The organism is Erwinia sp. TECH1 (genome assembly GCF_054057575.1).
In genome coordinates this window covers 4,255,611-4,274,838 of record NZ_JBSRZK010000001.1, presented here as the reverse complement: position 1 = coordinate 4,274,838, position 19,228 = coordinate 4,255,611, and the positions used below count along the sequence as shown (strand labels likewise).

At 56.5% G+C, this 19,228-nt stretch carries 16 protein-coding genes and 1 pseudogene; 8 read left to right on the top strand and 9 right to left on the bottom strand.

What is annotated here, in order from left to right:
- Window positions 1-23: 23 nt before the first annotated feature.
- From yhcN (ACVWZ0_RS20035) to argR, 3 genes are all read right to left on the bottom strand, one after another.
- Complete coding sequence (gene yhcN / locus ACVWZ0_RS20035) at window positions 24-293, bottom strand: peroxide/acid stress response protein YhcN (RefSeq protein WP_253457830.1); 270 nt, start codon at window positions 291-293, stop codon at window positions 24-26.
- 84 nt (window positions 294-377) lie between these two features.
- Window positions 378-641: a peroxide/acid stress response protein YhcN gene (gene yhcN, locus ACVWZ0_RS20030; protein ID WP_253457832.1), complete on the bottom strand. Its 264-nt coding sequence runs from the start codon at window positions 639-641 to the stop codon at window positions 378-380.
- 410 nt (window positions 642-1,051) lie between these two features.
- The gene (gene argR, locus ACVWZ0_RS20025; protein WP_125287067.1) at window positions 1,052-1,522 is read right to left on the bottom strand and encodes a transcriptional regulator ArgR; all 471 of its coding nucleotides are present in this window, start codon (window positions 1,520-1,522) and stop codon (window positions 1,052-1,054) included.
- Between the two features lie 416 nt (window positions 1,523-1,938).
- On the opposite strand from argR, the gene mdh reads away from it, so the two are divergent.
- Window positions 1,939-2,874 carry a malate dehydrogenase gene (mdh, locus tag ACVWZ0_RS20020; protein ID WP_253457834.1) on the top strand — a complete coding sequence of 312 codons (936 nt, stop codon included), beginning with the start codon at window positions 1,939-1,941 and terminating at the stop codon, window positions 2,872-2,874.
- Between the two features lie 35 nt (window positions 2,875-2,909).
- On the opposite strand, the gene degS is transcribed toward mdh, so the two are convergent.
- From degS to zapG, 3 genes are all read right to left on the bottom strand, one after another.
- A complete protein-coding gene (degS, locus tag ACVWZ0_RS20015; protein WP_253457837.1) occupies window positions 2,910-3,968 on the bottom strand; it encodes an outer membrane-stress sensor serine endopeptidase DegS in 1,059 nt (352 codons plus the stop codon).
- Window positions 3,969-4,045: 77 nt separating this feature from the next.
- Window positions 4,046-5,407, bottom strand: a complete 1,362-nt coding sequence (gene degQ, locus ACVWZ0_RS20010; protein WP_253457839.1) for a serine endoprotease DegQ — start codon at window positions 5,405-5,407, stop codon at window positions 4,046-4,048.
- A gap of 112 nt (window positions 5,408-5,519) precedes the next feature.
- Complete coding sequence (zapG, locus tag ACVWZ0_RS20005; protein WP_125287071.1) at window positions 5,520-5,924, bottom strand: Z-ring associated protein ZapG; 405 nt, start codon at window positions 5,922-5,924, stop codon at window positions 5,520-5,522.
- A 185-nt stretch (window positions 5,925-6,109) separates the two neighbouring features.
- Here zapG and zapE point away from each other — a divergent pair, with 185 nt between their 5' ends.
- The 7 genes from zapE to ACVWZ0_RS19970 all read left to right on the top strand — a co-directional run bounded on the left by zapE (window position 6,110) and on the right by ACVWZ0_RS19970 (window position 11,626).
- On the top strand, window positions 6,110-7,237 hold the full coding sequence (gene zapE / locus ACVWZ0_RS20000) for a cell division protein ZapE (protein ID WP_253457842.1): 1,128 nt from the start codon (window positions 6,110-6,112) through the stop codon (window positions 7,235-7,237).
- 245 nt (window positions 7,238-7,482) lie between these two features.
- A complete protein-coding gene (gene rplM / locus ACVWZ0_RS19995; RefSeq protein ID WP_125287073.1) occupies window positions 7,483-7,911 on the top strand; it encodes a 50S ribosomal protein L13 in 429 nt (142 codons plus the stop codon).
- Between the two features lie 15 nt (window positions 7,912-7,926).
- A complete protein-coding gene (gene rpsI / locus ACVWZ0_RS19990; RefSeq protein WP_125287074.1) occupies window positions 7,927-8,319 on the top strand; it encodes a 30S ribosomal protein S9 in 393 nt (130 codons plus the stop codon).
- Window positions 8,320-8,616: 297 nt separating this feature from the next.
- On the top strand, window positions 8,617-9,258 hold the full coding sequence (gene sspA / locus ACVWZ0_RS19985; protein ID WP_125287075.1) for a stringent starvation protein SspA: 642 nt from the start codon (window positions 8,617-8,619) through the stop codon (window positions 9,256-9,258).
- A 1-nt stretch (window position 9,259) separates the two neighbouring features.
- Window positions 9,260-9,754 (top strand): ClpXP protease specificity-enhancing factor, encoded by a 495-nt coding sequence (gene sspB / locus ACVWZ0_RS19980; RefSeq protein ID WP_253457846.1) that lies wholly within the window; start codon window positions 9,260-9,262, stop codon window positions 9,752-9,754.
- A gap of 344 nt (window positions 9,755-10,098) precedes the next feature.
- The gene (locus tag ACVWZ0_RS19975; RefSeq protein WP_253457849.1) at window positions 10,099-11,016 is read left to right on the top strand and encodes a glycosyltransferase; all 918 of its coding nucleotides are present in this window, start codon (window positions 10,099-10,101) and stop codon (window positions 11,014-11,016) included.
- Window positions 10,982-11,626, top strand: a complete 645-nt coding sequence (locus ACVWZ0_RS19970; RefSeq protein WP_301289655.1) for an acyltransferase — start codon at window positions 10,982-10,984, stop codon at window positions 11,624-11,626. The genes ACVWZ0_RS19975 and ACVWZ0_RS19970 overlap by 35 nt, the downstream gene beginning before the upstream one ends.
- A gap of 25 nt (window positions 11,627-11,651) precedes the next feature.
- On the opposite strand, the gene ACVWZ0_RS19965 is transcribed toward ACVWZ0_RS19970, so the two are convergent.
- From ACVWZ0_RS19965 to ACVWZ0_RS19955, 3 genes and pseudogenes are all read right to left on the bottom strand, one after another.
- Window positions 11,652-13,409, bottom strand: coding sequence for a sulfite reductase subunit alpha (locus tag ACVWZ0_RS19965; RefSeq protein ID WP_253457853.1), 1,758 nt, complete (start codon window positions 13,407-13,409; stop codon window positions 11,652-11,654).
- A gap of 43 nt (window positions 13,410-13,452) precedes the next feature.
- Entirely contained in the window at window positions 13,453-14,712 is a 1,260-nt protein-coding gene (locus ACVWZ0_RS19960) for a GltB/FmdC/FwdC-like GXGXG domain-containing protein (RefSeq protein ID WP_456784775.1), read from the bottom strand.
- Between the two features lie 381 nt (window positions 14,713-15,093).
- Window positions 15,094-18,862 (bottom strand): annotated as a pseudogene (locus tag ACVWZ0_RS19955) (FMN-binding glutamate synthase family protein); the annotation flags it as partial.
- Window positions 18,863-19,228: the final 366 nt, after the last annotated feature.

Genomic DNA, 19,228 nt, shown 5'->3' with positions numbered 1-19,228 from the left:
TTTACGCCTGCCCGTCGCCCATCTTATTTATAAAGTTCTGCGGTCGCGTGATAGTTGCCGTTGTTGTAGGCCTCAATCACCCGATACGATTTCGCGCCCTGTTCGTCGGCTTTCTGTGAAAGCTGCTGACGGATGGTGGTTGGCGCGCCGTCGATGCCGCTAACGCTGATGGTACCCATAGACTGCAGATTTTCGTTGGCAACCTGCTGATCGGTTACCAGGTTGGCAGCGCTGGCGCCGAAAGAGAGAACGGAAGCCAGGCTTAGTGCAGCGATAGTAAATTTCGTGTTCATAACAGATGCTCCAGAAGTAGGGCGATAACCGAAAGGGCTAAAAAACTTTTATTATTCTTGGGGTTATCGTCAGAGTTAGGTTGATTATTTGTACAGCTCAGCCGTAGCGTGATAGTTGCCGTTTAAATAGGCCTCGACCACACGGTAGGCTTTAGCGCCCTGAGCGTCGGCTTTCTGGCTCAGCTGGGCATTGATATCCATAGGGGATGCGCTGACGCCGCTCACGCTAACGGTGCCGATCGATTGCATGTTTTGCGCCTGATCCGCGTTAACAGATTCAGCTGCAAAAGCACCAAAAGAGAGCAGAGAGAGCAGGCTGGCGGCAGCCACGGTAGTTTTTACGTTCATGAAAATTTTCCTCGTCATTATTTTTATCGTGTTGTTAGTGTGATTCACATCACGAAAAGGATTATAGATCTGATAACGTAAAATATTAATAGCAGGCTAATAATGTTTTGTTGCGATATTTAAGCCGTTAACCACTTTTTAATAACGTTCAGTTATAAAAAACGCTTATAAGTTGCTCTGGCTGCGTTAAATATGCGTAAAAACATTGAGATAGATCAATTTAACTATTTGTGCGCTTCTTTGTGGCAGATCACACTGCGAGACGGGAGTCCATAAAGTTTAACGGCGATGTCAGCGCAATAAGCCAGTGTATTATGCTGTTTTTAACGGAGTGGAGAGAGAAAAGACAACGCGCCAACGGTCGCCGGCGCGCGGGGAAAACGATAAAGAACTGCATAAAAACCGGCGGCTTATAGTTCCTGATCGAATAATTTCAGGACGGAATCACGCAGGTGTCTGATGGTAACGTGGCGGGCTGGGGTAATGAAAATCGTGTCGTCACCGGCGATGGTGCCGAGGATGCCTTCGGGCTTGCCCAGCGAGTCCAGCATGCGGGCAATCAGCTGCGCCGCGCCAGGGCTGGTATGGATCACAATCAGCGCGTCATTATAATCGATATCAAGCACCAGATTCTTGAGCGGGCTGCTGGTGGTCGGCACGCCCAGCTCGGCAGGCAGACAGTAAACCATTTCCATTTTGGCGTTGCGCGTGCGCACGGCGCCAAAGCGGGTCAGCATCCGCGAAACCTTGGACTGGTTGATATTATCAAAGCCCTGTTCCTGGAGCGCAGTGACGATCTCGCCCTGCGAGCTAAATTTTTCTTCTTTTAATAAGGCCTTAAACGCCTTAATCAGATCTTCTTGTTTTGCTGGATTACGCATAGTTTTTCGCTAAAGGTCGCAAGAGAATTCCCGGCTGGGATAACTTCTTATTATGCACTTTTTTGCATTTTTATGCAAATTAAGCCTCTTTTTTACACCCTGTTAACGTTCGTTGCCAGATCGCGGCCGTGAAAAATTCGCCTTATTCCGCGACGTCGCGCACAATAAGTGAACAGATTGTTATAAAATTGATGTTGTTTGGCTAAGTATTAACGGTGTAGTGTAACGTTGACCGCGTTGCCTGCAGCCTCGAATGGCCTTACCGGGCATATTGCGGTCAGTCTCTGTCGCTTTATCCTGTATGATGCGCCGTCGTGCATGAGGGTAAATGCTGTCGCTCAGGCCTCGCAGGTCAGATATGCTCATAAGCAAATGATTCCACGGCACTTCCCCCTCAAAATAATAAGGAGTTTAGGATGAAAGTTGCAGTTCTCGGCGCGGCTGGCGGCATTGGCCAGGCCCTTGCTCTTCTGCTTAAAACCCAGCTTCCGGCAGGTTCAGATCTCTCACTGTACGATATCGCTCCCGTGACGCCCGGCGTGGCTGTCGATCTGAGCCACATCCCTACTGCGGTGAAAATCAAAGGCTTTAGCGGTGAAGACGCGACGCCAGCCTTGCAGGGCGCTGACGTAGTCCTGATCTCCGCAGGCGTAGCGCGTAAGCCTGGTATGGACCGCGCAGACCTGTTTAATGTTAACGCCGGTATCGTGCGCAATCTGATTGAGCAGGTCGCCGCTACCTGTCCAAAAGCGCTGATCGGCATCATTACTAACCCCGTTAACACCACCGTGGCTATCGCCGCCGAGGTGCTGAAAAAAGCGGGCGTCTATGACAAGAACAAACTGTTCGGCGTGACCACGCTGGATATTATCCGCTCCAATACCTTTGTCGCCGAGCTGAAGGGCAAAGATCCGGCGGCGCTGAACGTGCCGGTGATTGGCGGCCATTCCGGCGTCACTATCCTGCCGCTGCTGTCGCAGGTGCCGGGCGTAAGCTTTACGGATCAGGAAGTGGCCGATCTGACTAAACGTATCCAGAACGCGGGTACAGAAGTGGTTGAGGCAAAAGCCGGCGGCGGGTCTGCCACGCTGTCAATGGGCCAGGCCGCAGCGAAATTTGGTCTGTCGCTGGTGCGTGCCCTACAGGGTGAAAGCAACGTGGTGGAGTGCGCCTACGTTGAAGGCGACGGCGCGCATGCTCGCTTTTTCGCTCAGCCGCTGCTGCTGGGGAAAAACGGCGTTGCGGAGCGTAAGCCCATCGGCGCTTTGAGTACGTTTGAAGAGCAGGCGCTACAGAACATGCTGGAGACGCTGAAGAAAGATATCGCTCAGGGCGAAGAGTTCGTGAAGTAAGCCACTCAGGGCCAGCTTTCGCTGGCCCTTGCCGTTTAGCTGCCCGGATATTCCAGTACGGTAATTTGCAGCGTCATCTTGCGATCGTTACGCAAAATATCCACATCAATCGCCGTTCCCGGACGGATTTCCGCCACCTGGTCCATGGTTTCCAGCGCGGAAACCGCAGGCTTATGGTTCACGCTGACGATGACGTCGTTCACCTGCAGGCCTGCTTTCGCCGCCGGCCCGCCCTGCGCCACGTTGGTCACCACAATGCCCTGAACGTGATCGATGCTGCCGTTCTGGCCATGCATTTGCGGAATTTCACGTCCGCTGATGCCGATAAACCCACGGATAACGCGGCCGTCGCGGATAAGCTTGTCCATGATTTTCGCCGCCAGCGCGGTAGGGATGGCAAAACCGATGCCTTCCGGCGTTTCGCCATCGTTGCTTTTATCGAACGACAGCGTGTTAATGCCCATCAGTTCGCCCAGTGAGTTAATCAGCGCGCCGCCGGAGTTGCCTTTATTAATAGAGGCATCGGTTTGCAGGAAGTTCTGATAGCGGGAAGGGCTGAGGCCTACGCGGCCGGTCGCGCTGATGATGCCCTGCGTAACCGTCTGGCCAATGTTGTAAGGGTTGCCTATCGCCATCACCAGATCGCCGATATGCGCCACTCGCTTAGGATTAACAGGAATAACCGGCAGGCCGGAAGCGGTGATCTTCAGCACGGCCAGATCGGTCAGGCTGTCCGAGCCTACCAGCATGGCTTCAAAAATTCGGCCATCCTGCAGCGCGACGATAATCTGATCGGCATCGTTAATCACATGCTTGTTGGTCAGGATATAGCCCCGCCCGTCCATAATCACGCCCGAGCCCAGCGTGCGGATTTCCAGGTTATGGGCCGACGCGTTGGCGCTGCGATTATAGACGTTCACCACCGCAGGCGCGGCGCGGCGCACGGCGTCGTTATAGCTGACGGGCTTCTGGCTGGCGCTGTCATCTTTTAGCGTAAAAAAATTATTGCCGATGCGCAGCGCGGGCAGCGCGACCAGCAGCAGGCCCGCTACCACCAGGCCAAGAAGCACTGAACGCATAAGTTTAGGAAACATGGCTTTAACTGATGAATGAATAGACGATGGGCAGGATAACATGAGTCGGGCGGACGCGCAGGTGTCCGCCCGAAGTTTTAGCGTAAAAGCAGGTAGAGGCTTTCGCCGTTGCGGATAACATTCAGCGCCAGCAGCGAAGGTTTTGCCGCCAGCTGCTTGCGCAGGTCGGCAAGATTTTCAACGCGGGTGCGGTTAAGTCCGACGATAATATCGTCTTTTTGCAGGCCGAACTGCGCGGCCGGCGTGCCTTTATCGACGCTGTCCACGCTGACGCCTTTGGTGCCGTCTTTCGCCGCGCCGTCGCTCAAGGTCGCGCCCTGTAGCGCAGGGTTCAGCAGCTCTGTGCTGGCGGTTTGGGTGCTGTTATCCAGCTTCACGGTCAGCGTCTGCGGCTTGCCGTCGCGCAGCAGGCCTACCTTCACCTCTTTGCCCGGCGCGGTGGTGCCAATTTTCACCCGCAGCGCGGCAAAGCTTTCCACCGGCTTGTCATCCAGCGAGGTAATAATATCGCCCGCTTTGATGCCGGCTTTAGCCGCCGCCGAGCCTGGCAGCACTTCATTGACGAAAGCGCCGCGCTGGGCGTCAACGTTAAAGGCTTTCGCCATCTCCGCCGTCATCTCCGTGCCTTTAATACCCAGCTGGCCGCGTTTCACCTCGCCAAACTCGATCAGCTGCTGCGCCAGATTCATCGCCATATTGCCCGGAATAGCGAAGCCGATACCGATATTGCCGCCGGCAGAAGAGAGAATAGCGGTGTTAATGCCGATCAGTTCGCCGTTAAGATTAACCAGCGCGCCGCCGGAGTTGCCGCGATTGATCGCCGCATCGGTCTGAATAAAGTTTTCCAGCCCTTCCAGATTCAGCCCGCTGCGTCCCAGCGCCGACACGATGCCGGATGTGGCCGTCTGGCCAAGGCCGAACGGATTGCCGATCGCCACCGCGAAGTCGCCGACCTTCAGCTGGTCGGAATCGGCCACTTTCACCTGCGTCAGGCCTTTGGCGCCGCTGACCTGGATCAGCGCGATATCGGTCTGTTCGTCGTGGCCAATAAGCTTAGCGTCAAATTCCCGGCCGTCGCTCAGCTGGACGCTGATTTTATCCGCGCCGTTAACCACATGATTATTGGTAAGGATATAGCCCTTTTCGGCGTTAATGACCACGCCGGACGCCAGGCCTTCAAAAGGCTGGCTGCTGTCGCCGCCGTCCTGACCTTCCTGCCCGAAAAAGCGTTTCAGCTGCTCGGGAATTTCCTGCGTTTGCGTCGGCTGCGTGCCCGCCACGTGGACGCTGACCACCGCAGGCAGCACTTTTTCCAGCATCGGCGCCAGGCTGGGCAGCGGCTGCCCCTGAATTTGTGCCGGTAGCGTGGCCTGCGCCGCCGGAGCTGAACCCATGCTGATACTCAGGGCTAATGCGCTCAACAGTAATGATTTCTTCATCGCTAAGACTCGCAAAAAGTGGGGGAGAGCATCCGGGACGAAGCCAGGACACAAGGGTCAGAAGAGTAAAAAGGGGCGATTAACGCCCCCTTTACCACAGGACGCGTCCGTTCTATTTCTCGTGCGCCGTACGCTCGCCGCGCAGCAGGCCGGTAGCGCTGTCAGGGTAATCACGCGGCATCTGCACCGGCACCTGATCGTTATCCGCTTCCGATTCGGTCAGCTGATAAGCAAACGGATTTTTTTCGCCCGGCAGGTTCGGCAGCAGGTCGTTGGAACCTTTCGCCATATGCTGATAAAGCTGGCGGTAGTCGCGCGCCATATTATCCAGCAGCTCAGCGCTCTGCGCGAAGTGGCTGGTCAGCTCTTCGCGATAATCAGCCAGTTCGGCTTTGGTTTTTTCCAGTTCGTACTGCTGGCTGCGCTGCTCGCGCAGTTTCTTGTTACCAAAACGCATCGCCAGCGCACCGATAATTACTCCCGCTACCAGGCCAATAAGCGCGTATTCCCAGGTCATAATAACTCCCGTGTTGTCTTCATCGTTCCGTAAAAACCTCTGGCCTTATGCCAGTCCGTTAACAGCCACTATAACCGCTAATCTCATGGAAGTGGAATCCTGCGGCTGCATCGCTTAGTGTAGAACGGCCTTTTTTTCGACAATCAATCACCTGACGCACCGAATAATTCAGGGAATGGGAATCTATGCAAACGAAGTCTCCTCTTGCGCTTTACCAACGGGCGCTGGAAAACGGCGAGTATCAACCTGATGATATTCAACGTGAAGCCGTTACCCGCCTGGATGGGATTTATCAGGCGCTGAGCCGGCGCGAACCCGCCGCCGCCGCCCCAACCAAAGGGCTGTTTGGCCGGCTGAATAAGCTCATGGGAAAAGGCAAAAACGAGCCGCAGACGCCTGTTCGCGGCCTCTATATGTGGGGCGGCGTCGGCCGGGGCAAAACCTGGCTGATGGACATGTTTTTTCAGGCAATTCCTGGCGAGCGCAAGCAGCGGCTGCACTTCCATCGTTTTATGTTGCGCGTGCATGAAGAGCTGAGGGGCCTTCAGGGCCACAGCGATCCTTTACAGATCGTGGCTGACCGCTTTAAAAGCGAAACGGATCTGCTCTGTTTCGATGAGTTCTTCGTTTCCGATATCACTGATGCCATGCTGCTGGGCACGCTGATGGAGGCGCTGTTCGCCAGAGGGATCACGCTGGTCGCCACCTCTAACATTCCGCCGGACGATCTGTATCGCAACGGCCTGCAGCGGGCACGCTTTCTGCCAGCCATAGAGATGATAAAGCAACACTGTGACGTGATGAATGTGGATGCGGGCATCGACTATCGCCTGCGCACGCTGACGTCTGCCCATCTGTGGATGATGCCGCTGAATGAGGCGACCACGAAAGAGATGGACCGCATGTTTGTTGCGCTGGCCGGCAGCGATCGCAGCGATAAGCCCGTGCTGGAGATCAACCATCGTAAGATGCCGACGCTGGGCGTGGCAGAAGGCGTGGTGGCGATGGATTTCCTGACGCTGTGCGGCGAAGGGCGCAGCCAGCACGACTATATTGAGCTGTCGCGCCGTTTTCACAGCGTGCTGCTGTTTAACGTGCCGGTGATGATCTACAAAACCGAAGACCAGGCGCGACGTTTTTTAGCGTTGGTGGATGAGTTTTACGAACGGCATGTTAAGCTGGTCGTCTCGGCGGAGGCTACGCTGTACGAAATCTATCAGGGCGCGCGGCTGAAGTTTGAATATCAGCGCTGCGTTTCGCGGCTGCAGGAGATGCAAAGCGAAGAGTATCTCCGACTGCCGCACCTGCCATGAGTCGTTAAATTTCCCGGCGTCGGGACGCATTTAATTGTAAAAAGGGGTCGCGCTTTGCGGGCGACTTCTCTATAATCTTGCGACCCCACGTTACAGCAAAGGTTTTTTTCCCAAAACTCTTTGTGTTCCAGTAACTCTATCCGAAGGGGTGGGCTTGCTGGTCGAGATGGTCGTGTGAGCCTCAACCGTTTATTCAAGCGTTTGGGATTTCACCAACGTGTAACTTAATTTGGGTAAGCTTTTAGATGAAAACTTTTACAGCTAAACCAGAATCCGTCCAACGTGACTGGTATGTTGTTGACGCAACGGGCAAAACTTTAGGTCGTTTAGCGACTGAGCTGGCTCGTCGTCTGCGCGGTAAGCATAAAGCGGAATATACTCCGCACGTAGATACCGGTGATTACATTATCGTTCTGAACGCTGACAAAGTTGCTGTAACCGGCAACAAGCGTACCGATAAGATTTACTATCATCACACTGGCCACATCGGTGGTATCAAGCAAGCGACCTTCGAAGAGATGATTGCTCGCCGTCCTGAGCGTGTGATTGAAATCGCGGTTAAAGGCATGCTGCCAAAGGGCCCGCTGGGTCGTGCTATGTACCGTAAACTGAAAGTTTACGCGGGCAACGAGCACAACCATGCGGCACAGCAACCGCAAGTTCTTGACATTTAATCGGGATTACAGGCAATGGCTGAGAATCAAAACTACGGCACTGGTCGCCGCAAAAGCTCTACCGCTCGCGTATTTATCAAGCCGGGCAGTGGTAACATCGTTATCAACCAGCGTTCTCTGGAACAGTACTTCGGTCGCGAAACTGCCCGCATGGTAGTTCGCCAGCCGCTGGAACTGCTGGACCTGGTCGGTAAATTCGATCTGTACGTCACCGTTAAAGGTGGTGGTATTTCTGGTCAGGCTGGTGCGATCCGTCACGGTATCACCCGCGCGCTGATGGAATATGACGAGTCACTGCGTGGCGAACTGCGTAAAGCAGGCTTCGTTACCCGTGATGCCCGTCAGGTTGAACGTAAGAAAGTCGGTCTGCGTAAAGCACGTCGTCGTCCACAGTTCTCCAAGCGTTAATTTATTCTGCGCTTGCAGAATCGATTATCGAAAAACCCGGTGCCTGCACCGGGTTTTTTCTTGCCTGATTTTCGGCCTGGCTCGTAAAAACGCGACGGGCTCTGTCATTTTCCCGTCAAATCCGTATTCCTGCCCCACAAGCTGGCTAAAATCTGGTAAACTGAGTGACACTTTGTGCCTATTAGCCGGGCGGCTGCACAGACGAAGCGTCGTCCGGGTTAGCCGGGGCAATTTAGCCGTCTGGTCGCCGTGTGGCGGGCTTGCGCAGTAATTTTCTGGATAAACTTGGAGGTTTACATGGCTGTCGCTGCCAACAAACGTTCGGTAATGACGCTGTTTTCTGGTCCGACTGACATTTTTAGCCATCAGGTGCGTATTGTGCTGGCGGAGAAGGGTGTCAGCGTAGAGATCGAGCAGGTAGAAATGGATAGCCTGCCCCAGGATCTGATTGACCTCAATCCGTACCGTACCGTTCCTACGTTAGTCGATCGTGAACTGACGCTGTATGAATCCCGCATCATCATGGAATACCTTGATGAGCGTTTCCCGCATCCGCCGCTGATGCCTGTCTACCCGGTCGCACGTGGCGAAAGCCGCCTGATGATGCATCGCGTCGAGCAGGACTGGTACAGCCTGATGCGTAAAGTGGAAAACGGCACGGCGCAGGAAGCGGAAGCCGCGCGCAAACAGCTGCGCGAAGAGCTGCTGGCGATTGCGCCGCTGTTCTCTCGTACGCCTTTCTTTATGAGCGAAGAATTCAGCCTGGTAGACTGCTACCTGGCGCCGCTGCTGTGGCGTCTGCCGCAGATGGGCATCGAGCTGATCGGCGCCGGCTCGAAAGAGCTGAAGGGCTATATGACGCGCGTGTTCGAACGTGATTCCTTCCTGGCTTCTCTGACGGAAGCAGAACGGGAAATGCGCCTGCATACGCGGGGCTGATATGGAAATGTCGCAACTTACCGCACGTCGTCCCTATCTGCTGCGAGCCTTTTACGAGTGGCTGCTGGACAACCAGCTGACGCCTCATCTGGTGGTGGATATCAACCTCCCCGGCGTGCTGGTGCCGCTGGAGTATGCACGCGACGGTCAAATCGTGCTGAATATTGCGCCTCGTGCCGTAGGCAATCTGGAGCTGGGTAACGACGAGGTGACGTTTAACGCGCGCTTTGGCGGCGTCCCGCGTCAGGTTTCGGTGCCGCTGGCGGCCGTGATGGCTATCTACGCGCGTGAAAACGGCGCGGGCACGATGTTCGAGCCTGAACCGGCCTACGAAGAGGCGGGCGAATATAACCCGGCTACGGCGCAGGATGAGTCACCGGAAACGGTGATGTCGGTTATTGACGGCGATCGCCCTGACGACAGTGGTCAGGATGATGACGGCAATGACGAGCCGCCGCCGCGTGGCGGACGCCCGGCGCTGCGCGTGGTGAAGTAGACGTAACAGCGAAACCGGCCCCCGAACAGGGCCGGTTTTTTTATGTCTGGTAATCAACAATAAATTAAATTTCGCTCCAGCATTTTCTGAAAATATTCTCTTTTTTTATCTTGTTGAGAAACGATTATTCAGAAAATAAATTACAGTAGTTTCCTTAATTACTCTTTTCTGTGTTCCTTATGCGTTATTACTTTTATTATTCAATTGATCATTATCAAAAAACAGCAATAAATATTATTTCCTTTAATTAACATTATTGAAATAGACGGAAAGGTTAATTATTGTTTATGTTTTCTGACTAACTCACTGTCAGGTGATTTGTGGCGCGCTAAGGAATACAACGAATGGAAATAGCCGTAAGCGTAGTTATACCCACCTATAACCGAGAAGCATTGCTGAATAAAACGCTACAGGCGCTGACGCGGCAAACGCTGGATAAACGTTTTTTTGAAGTTATCGTCGTGGATGACGGCGGTAGCGATAATACCGGTCAGCTTTGTCAGGACTATCAGGACTGCCTGAATATTCGCTATTACTGGCAGTACGACAACGGTTTTCGCGCGGGAAAGGCGCGGAACATCGGTATTACGGCGGCGGAAGGCGACTATATCGTGCTGATTGATTCCGGCGTGCTGCTGCGGCAGGACGCGCTGGAAAAGCACCTCGGCATTCATCGGAAAAGCCGCACGCCGGGCGTCTGCATCGGCTACGTCTACGGTTTTGAAATGCCGGACGCCATGCTGGCCGATCTGGATGCTTTTATTCGTGCAGAGGATGTCGGCGCTTCCGTAAACTTTTTTAAAGAGATGAAGGCAGAAGATATTCGGCAACAGCAGTATAACGAGCTGGGCTATAATATTTCTTCATGGCCTGCACCCTTTGATATTTTCTGGACGTGCCACGTCTCGGCGGAGCGCCAGGCGCTGATAAAAGCCGGGCTGTTTGATGAGGATTTTAACGGTTGGGGCGGTGAAGATGTGGATTTAGGCGTGCGGCTGTTTTTACAAAATAACCGATTTATCGTTGACCGGGAAATATGTTCGGTACACTGCCCGCATCAAAAACAGATTGCGGACCATAAAAACGAATCGGAAATTGCCGGCAAGAAAATTCATCAGAAATATCAGCTCTGGCAGACCGCTTTTTATGGCTGCGATCTGGGCGAAAGCAAGTTTTCGCTAAATAAAGTTATCCGCCACTATGCCGATCAAAACCGGGAAGAAAACGATGCCTTTATACGAAAATATCTCTATCACGCCTGAATCGACCGCTTTTAAACACTGTTCTTCGCTAGCTAAAGGGGTGAGTTTCTCTGGCGAGCCTGATATTACGCTCACCTGGGTAAAAGATAAAACGTACCACAAAGACTATATCGATCTGGCGGATTTTTCCCGCTGCATTTCGCTGGGCGAGGGCGCTTATCTGGAGTCGCTGGACCGGGTAGCCTTTCACTGCGGGCGGGTTAAGCTGACGCTGGTGAAGCGTAACGGCTTTGAGGCGGGGAAAATTATTATCGGTGCCGGCTGCGTGCTGCAGGGAACCGCCATTATCGCCTGGCAGAACGTGACGGTTGAGGATGATGTAACCTTTGGGCCAGGCGTCACGCTGATGGACAGCAGCGGTCATCCGCTGCTTGCTCGCGGGACGGACGACGAGGCGGCGAGAACGCCCGTCAGGCCGGTACTGATCAAGGAACACAGCTGGATCGGCATGAATGCCATTATTCTGCCTGGCGTCACGGTGGGGCGACATGCGGTGATTGGCGCGGGCAGCGTGGTAAGAACCAGCGTCCCGGACTACGCGGTTGCAGCAGGTAATCCCGCTGTCGTGGTGAGATATCTTACGGAAGAGCAGAAAGAAACGGCTGGCTGAGCGGCTGCCCAGCCAGCCGTGGGGATCAATAGACGTCGCGCAGGTAGCGTTTCTCTTTCTTCAGCTGATCGATATAGTCCGCCGCGCGCTCTGCCGACAGGCCGCCGAACTGGGCAATAACCTCGTACAGCGCTTTATCCACATCTTTGGCCATTCGTGACGCATCGCCGCAGACGTAAAAACAGGCGCCTTCCTGTAGCCACGCATACAGCTCCGCGCCCTGTTCCATCATACGGTTCTGCACGTAGATTTTTTTCGCCTGATCGCGCGAGAAGGCCAGATCCAGACGGTTCAACACGCCTTTTTCCTGCCAGTTCAGCAGCTCGTCGCGATAGATAAAGTCATGCTCAAGGCGCTGGTCGCCAAAGAACAGCCAGTTTTTACCTTTAGCGCCGGTTGCCTCACGCTCCTGCAAAAAGGCGCGGAAGGGCGCGATGCCGGTGCCGGGGCCAACCATAATCAGCGGCGTATTGCCGTCTGCGGGAACGCGAAAAGCTTTGTTAGGCGAAATAAAGATCGACGGTTTTTCGCCCCGACCCACGCGTTCCGCCAGATAGGTGGAACAGACGCCACTGCGCGCGCGACCCGCGCTGTGATAGCGCACCGAAGCGATAGTGAGATGCACCTGGTTTGGATGCGCCTTCGAGCTGGACGAGATGGAATAGGCGCGATGCTGCAACGGACGCAGCAGCGCCACAAACTCAGGAATGCCGATGGAACGCGCCAGCTCCAGCTGCAGCAGATCCAGCGAATCTTTGCCCCACAGCCAGACGCCCATGGCATCTTTATCGTCATGCTGCAGCACGTGACGCAGCTCCTGGTTGGTGGTGTTCTGGCCTACCCACTCAATCAGCTTGCGTGAAGGTTCGGAAATTTCAAACTGATAGGTCAGCAGATCGCCCAGGCTGCGGTCATAGCCGGATACCGGCGTATCGTAGTCCGCCTTCAGCTGTGCCAGCAGCAGGCTAACCAGCGTCGGGTCGTTAACCGGGATAACGCCCAGCGCATCGCCCGCTTCATATTTCAGGCCGCTATCGGTGAGATCGAACTCATAGTGGCGGATATCTTTATCAGAATCCGGCCCCGACAGGCGTCGGTTGGTAACCAGCGCGGCCGCATAAGGATTCTGCTTGTTGCTGCCCGGAATAACCGGCGCTTCGGGACGGTTTTCCAGCGCTTTGCCGCTGCTGCCCGCGCTGGCGGCAAACTGCGGCATAGAGGCGGTCAGCCACTGGTGCGAAGGCTCTTCATAGTCAATATCGCAGTCAATGCGATCGTAAAGACGCTTCGCGCCCAGCTGCTCCAGGCGCATATCGATAAATTTACCCGCCTGGCAGAAGCCGTCATAACCGGTATCGCCAATAGCCAGCACGGCGAAGTTCATCTGCTCAAGACGCGGCGCGGTGCTGGCGGAGATAGCCTGCCAGAACAGCTGGGCGTTATCCGGCATTTCGCCTTCGCCATAGGTTGAGGTGATCACCAGCACGTGCCGCATCGAGGCGAAAATCTCAATGTCCACTTCGCCCAGCGCCTGTACCACCGGCACCAGCCCGCTGTCGCGGGCGGCTTTCGCCGCGCTCTGCGCCAGCGCTTCCGCATTGCCGGTTTGCGAGCCGAACAGAATATGCAGCTGCGTGGTGGCCGCCGCGCCGGTGCCGCTGTCGGCCTGCGGGCGCTCTTCCAGCACCAGCAGACGTGAATGTAATCCGGCAAGGAAACCCGCCAGCCAGTATTTCTGCTCGCCGTTAAACGGCGCGTCTTCAGGAATGTAAGGAATTTTCATCTGTTTTCTTTACTCGATCCGTCATATAAACAGGAGCCGGTCGTCAGGAGAGTTTCCCGACGGCAGCAGCAATCTCCGGCAGCGCGGCGCGGGCGAACAGCTCCTCAAAGTCCGGCAGTCCTCCCAACACTTCGCGGTTGCGCGCATCCTGATAGATAATCCAGCCATAGGTCGCCAGGCTATCCATCGAGCGGATATTGCGCTGCGTCAGCGCCGCTTTGTAATCCGCCATGCGTTTGGCGGCAATCAGACAGGCCAGCTCGTCATCGCTGTAGTTTTCAATTGCCGAGCGCGCATGACGCTGTAGCTTGCTGACCAGCGCGAAATCTTCCGTCATCAGCAGGTTGCGTACCGCTTTTTCCACGGCGACGTTATTCACCGAGGTGCCTTTCGGCAGGCGTGAAAGCGCGAGCTGTTGCGCAAAGCTGAGCACGGTGTAGTTGTTCAGCAGGACAAACATCTCCGGCGTATCGGTCGCGCCGTAAGCGGGCACCGCGCCGTTGGCGATAGCGGATTTGTTCCGCCAGGCGGCTTTAAACTTCGCCACCTGGTGGGCGGCCATCGCGGTAGACAGCTCTTCCAGCAGATCCTTACGCGCTTTCGCCTTGAGGATTTCCTTGCTGTCCTGATAAAGCAGCAGCGAACGCGGCATCACGTAGACAAAGTGCTGGCACTCGGTTTCCCAGTGCGTCAGCAGCCAGGCCGCACGCGGCGAACCGGTCGCCGCAAGATGCCAGCGCAGCATGGTCAGCACCGCATCTTTGTGGGTTCTGGCCATCTCGTCGTTATCCGTGATGGAGCCGAACAGCACGGAGTCGCCTGCCGCATGGCTCGCCAGCTTGCGGTACGGGTCGTACTGATAAGCGAAGCCGCCGCTCATGCCGTTGCCGAAGCCGGTGCCGAAGGTGCCCAGGTTCAGCACCGCGCCGTTGGTCATATATTCGCAGCAGAAATCGCCCACGCCTTCGACTACCGCCGTGGCGCCGGAGTTACGCACGGCGAAGCGGTCGCCCGCCTGTCCCTGAACGAACAGTCGGCCGCCGGTGGCGCCGAACAGCGCGAAGTTACCGATTAATACGTTGCCTTCCGCATCCTGCGAGCCGCCGCCTGGCGACATCACCACGATTTCGCCGCCGCACTGGCCTTTGCCCACGCCGTCGTTACAGGTGCCGCGATGGCGCAGCTGCATGCCGTCGTTGCAGAAGACGCCGTAGGACTGCCCGGCCGAGCCGGACGTGGCGATCTTCACCGTTTCCGGCGCCAGATAGTGGCGGCCCCGATCGTCGGCCAGCGCGGCAGGCATCGCCGCCAGTTCCGCTTTGCTCAGCTTATGGTTCAGCAGGCGTTCGATATCGATAGCCAGCTGGCCGCCGACGCTTTTGTTGCGGTTGTTCAGCGTGATGCCGTTGCCCAGTTCGATAACGCTTGCCGTTGCCAGCTCGCGCTCTACCTGTGCGATCCAGCCATCGTCCAGCTCGTAATCTTTTTCCAGATAGACCGGCTGCATGATTTTGATTTCCGGCACCACGGTAAGCATGGCGCGCAGATCCAGCTTGCCGACTTCAAGCGGGTGATCCATCAGGTGCAGCAGATCGGAACGGCCGCGCGCTTCGCGCAGCGAACGCAGGCCAAGACGCGCCAGGATCTCACGCACTTCATGCGCCACGTTCATAAAATACTGCGCCAGCTGGCGAGGATCGCCGTCAAAGGCTTCGGCGTTGGTGGTCAGACCGGCCGGGCATTTCACGTTGCAGTTTTTCGCCATTACGCACTTCAGCATCATCAGCGCCGTGGTGCCGAATTCGAAGCTGTCGCTGCCCAACAGCGCGGATTTCACCACGTCGCTGCCGGTTTGCTGCGCGCCGGAGCTGCGGAGCAGCACTTTGTCACGCAGGCCGTTGGCGCACAGCGCCTGATGCACTTCCGCGATGCCGATTTCCGCCACGCGGCCGGTATATTTCAGGCTGGTGACCGAAGCCGCGCCGGTGCCGCCGGTGTTGCCCGCCACGTTAATCACGTCCGCGCCCGCTTTCGCCACGCCGACGGCGATGGTGCCGATGCCTTCAGACGACACCAGCTTGACGATAACGCGCACGCGCGCCGCTTTACAGTCGTGGATCAGCTGCGCCAAATCCTCGATGGAATAGGTGTCATGGTGTGGCGGCGGCGAAACCAGCTCCACGCCAGGCGTGCCGCCGCGCGCTGCCGCGATCTCCACGGTGACTTTGGCCGCAGGCAGCTGACCGCCTTCGCCGGGCTTGGCGCCCTGGCCGATTTTGATTTCCAGCTCTTCCAGCATCGGATCCGCCAGATAGGCTGCCCAAACGCCGAAACGACCGGAGGCCAGCTGCTTGATGCGCGAAGCGCGGATAGTGCCGTGACGCGAATAGTGCTCGCCGCCTTCGCCGCAGTTGCTCATGCCGCCGACCATATTGGTGCCGTGCGCCACCGCCTCATGGGCCGGGGCCACCAGCGCGCCGTGGCTCATTGCGCCGGAAGCAAAGGTGCGGGTGATTTCGCTGGCCGGCTGCACTTCGCTTAACGGCAGCGAAGGCGACGTGGTAAACATACGCGACAGATAGTCCGCCGCTTTGCCGCTGGCAATAATATGCAGACCGTTCGCCGTGACTTCACCGCTGGCGATCTCGTCGGCGAAACGGCCTTTCAGCGCGCCCAGCAGGGCGGAAAGACGTTCCACCTCGGTTTTCAGCCCCTTGATGGTGTCGGAAAGCCGCAGCGTAAAGCGGCCTTCGCTGCCGTCAGTGGCTTCGCACAGCAGGCCGCGCACGGCAAACCCGTTGTTGATCAGCGAGTAACGGCCCAGCTTGCGCGAAAACTCCGCTTCGCTGTCCACGTGGGTCAGATCCGCCGGGAAGGTCAGGATATCGCGCAGCGCCGCCGGACGACGTTTACGCTCTTCCTGCATCTGGCTGGAGAACTCACGGTAGTCCTGCGTGATGGTAAAGCTGTCGATGGTCGCATTCGGGATACGCTTAAAGCTGCTGTCGGCGAAGGAGTCCGGCTTGATATTAAAAGCGTTATCCAGACGGGCCAGCGTCAGCAGACGAATAAACTCATCTTCTTCACGCGGTTTGTCGACAAAGCGCAGCGGCTGCTCCGTCATATCGATAAACGTCCGCACCGCGATAGTGCCGTAAGAGTGACCCGCGCCTTCGGCACGCTCTTTAAACAGGCCCAGCAGCGGCACCTCTGATTCGCCCTGAATTCTCAGCGCGCTCTGGTGCCAGTCCACGGCCATTTGCGCGATAGTGGCGAAGCCCGCGCCGCCGACCGGCGTTTTGATATTCGGGAAATATTTCTTCAGCACCCGATCTTCCGTATCCAGGAAGTTAGGCTCGAAGAATTCGCCGCAGCTGTAGCTTTCAACCGTACAGAGGCCAACCTTGCCCATGGTTTTCATCAGCGCTTTTTCAGCCGCTTTGGGCATAGCGCTTAAAGGCTTTGTTGCCTTCTTCGCCTTCGCCATATTTCTCCTCGGCGCGCATTTGCACGCCAAGTGGATAGATAGCGGACGCGCCAAAGCCCAGCGCGGCGGCGATATGGTGCGAAGAGATGCTCTGTCCGCTCTCGACCACCAGCGACACGTCCAGACGCAGGCCTTCCTGTACCAGACGCTGGTTAATGGCGGAAACCACCAGCAGCATCGGTATGGCGGCGCGCTCGCTCGAGATATGACGGTCGGTCAGCACCGCGATCCCGCCCTGTTCGCGGGCAAAATCCACCACCTGCTGCGCCAGATCGTCAATGGCCTGCTCCAGCGCGGCGGCGTTATCGGCACGGCTTTGCGCATCGCTGCCCACGACCGGACGATAAAGCATATCGAAACGGGCGTATGGCGCCACGTCCTGCTCGCGCAGCTGCAACATATCCAGATGCGTCAGGATCGGCGTCGGCACGATAATCTGCCGGCCTTTGCTCCGGCCCAGATGCGGCTTGGCGCCCAGCGCGACGCGCAGCGTCATGCCGTCCACTTCGCGGATGGAGTCCAGCGGCGGGTTGGTTACCTGCGCAAAACGCTGCGAGAAGTAGTGCGCCATGCCGCCTTCATGATCGGAAAGCCCGTTGATGGCGTTGCCGTAGCCCATGGCGGAAATTTTCTCCGCGCCGGTCGCCAGCATCGGATCCATCATGAACTTGAAGCTTTCCTGGTTGTAGTAGTAGGCCACAAAGCGCTGATAGGTTTTCAGGTCGCCGCCGTAGCGCAAAGGCGAACCCTGAATTTCCGCCGGCACCACCGGCAGATCGCTCAGCGTTACGCGCGCCTGCGCCAGCAGCGTCGGATAATCTTTTTCCGCCGCCAGTTTTTCCAGCGCCTCCAGCGTGGTGTAGCTGCGCTTTTCGCTGTGATCGTAATAAAGCATCCCGCCCGCTTCGATACGGCCGCGACGCAGCACGCTCTCCGGCGGGAAGGCGATCTGGCCGGCTTCGGACATCGCGCCGATATACTCGGCGGTTTCCACCGAGCGCAGCGGACGCAGGCCAAGACGATCCAGACGCGCGCCGATGACGTCGCCGTTGCCGAAAATCAGCGCGGCCGGGCCGTCGTTTTTCTCTTCGTACAGCGAGAAATACTCCAGCATGGCGCGCACTTCCGGCGACAGCGTATCGTCGTTTTCCCACGCGGGCGGCATCATTGAAACCACGGCGTTGATTAAATCGAGGTTATCTTCCATCAGACGGCTGTGGATGCTTTGATCCAGACGCGAGCTGTCGGACTGCCCCTTCGGCCGGACGATCTTCTTGCCGCGAGCCAGCGCCAGCGCGGCTTCGGCGATGCGGTTTTTACGATCTGTGTTCAGCTCGCCGTTGTGCGCCATCAGGCGGAACGGCTGAGCCATTGTGGTATGCGGATCGGTATTGGTCGAGAAACGGGTATGGAAAAACAGGCCGCGCACCTGGTGATCCGGATCGGTCAGATCTTTGAAATAGGGGATCACTTCATTGGAGTTCAGGCGCGCTTTGAACACCTGGGTACGTGACGAAAGAGAAAGCGGGTAAAGCCCGCCGAATTCGCTTTCGGTAAAGGCGCGCGCTTCGATAGCCAGCAGGGCGCGATAAATACGTTTTTCAAAGGCGGTCTGGTCTGCCACATCGGCAGGCGCGTTAAAAATCCACTGAACGATAGGCAGCTGGAACTGAAGGGCGGCCGGACGCAATACGCTGGTATCCAGCGGCAGCTCGCGCTTAAGGATCACCTCCAGCCCGTGTGCGGCCAGCGTCTCCTCTACCAGCCCTTCGGCGTTGGCGCGCAGCGCATCGTCTTTCGGCACGAAAAAGTTACCGACGCCAAAGCGACCGGAATTGAGCGGCATGCCGGTAATTTTGCGGAAAAAGTGCAGTGAAATATCAACGTTAACACCTGCGCCGTCGCCTACGCCCTCGGCAGACATGCCGCCGCGATGCGGCACGGTGCAGAGCGCGCTGTGCGCCATCTGAAGAATTTCATGGGTCTGCTCGCCGTCCTTACGGGTAATGAAACCGACGCCGCAGCTGTCGTTTTCTTTCGATGGGTCATACAGACCATAGGGAAACGCTTTTGGATTGGACATGGCAGACCTCCTGACTTCTTTGACATTACCTACGTTATTTCAGGCACAGAATGCAATGGAGAAGACTCCCCTGGCTCTGTATCGTTTTTTTCCTGACTGCTTTTAAGTGGGCGACTGTGCGCCGGGCATGTTCTCTTCAGGCCATGCTGAAGGGAGCTGCTCGTTATTTTCCGGGTCTCTGAGAGGAGAAAGCCTGGGGAGTCTTCTTGCTGCATAGATATGCCGAGACACTGGCCCGTCAGGAACGCT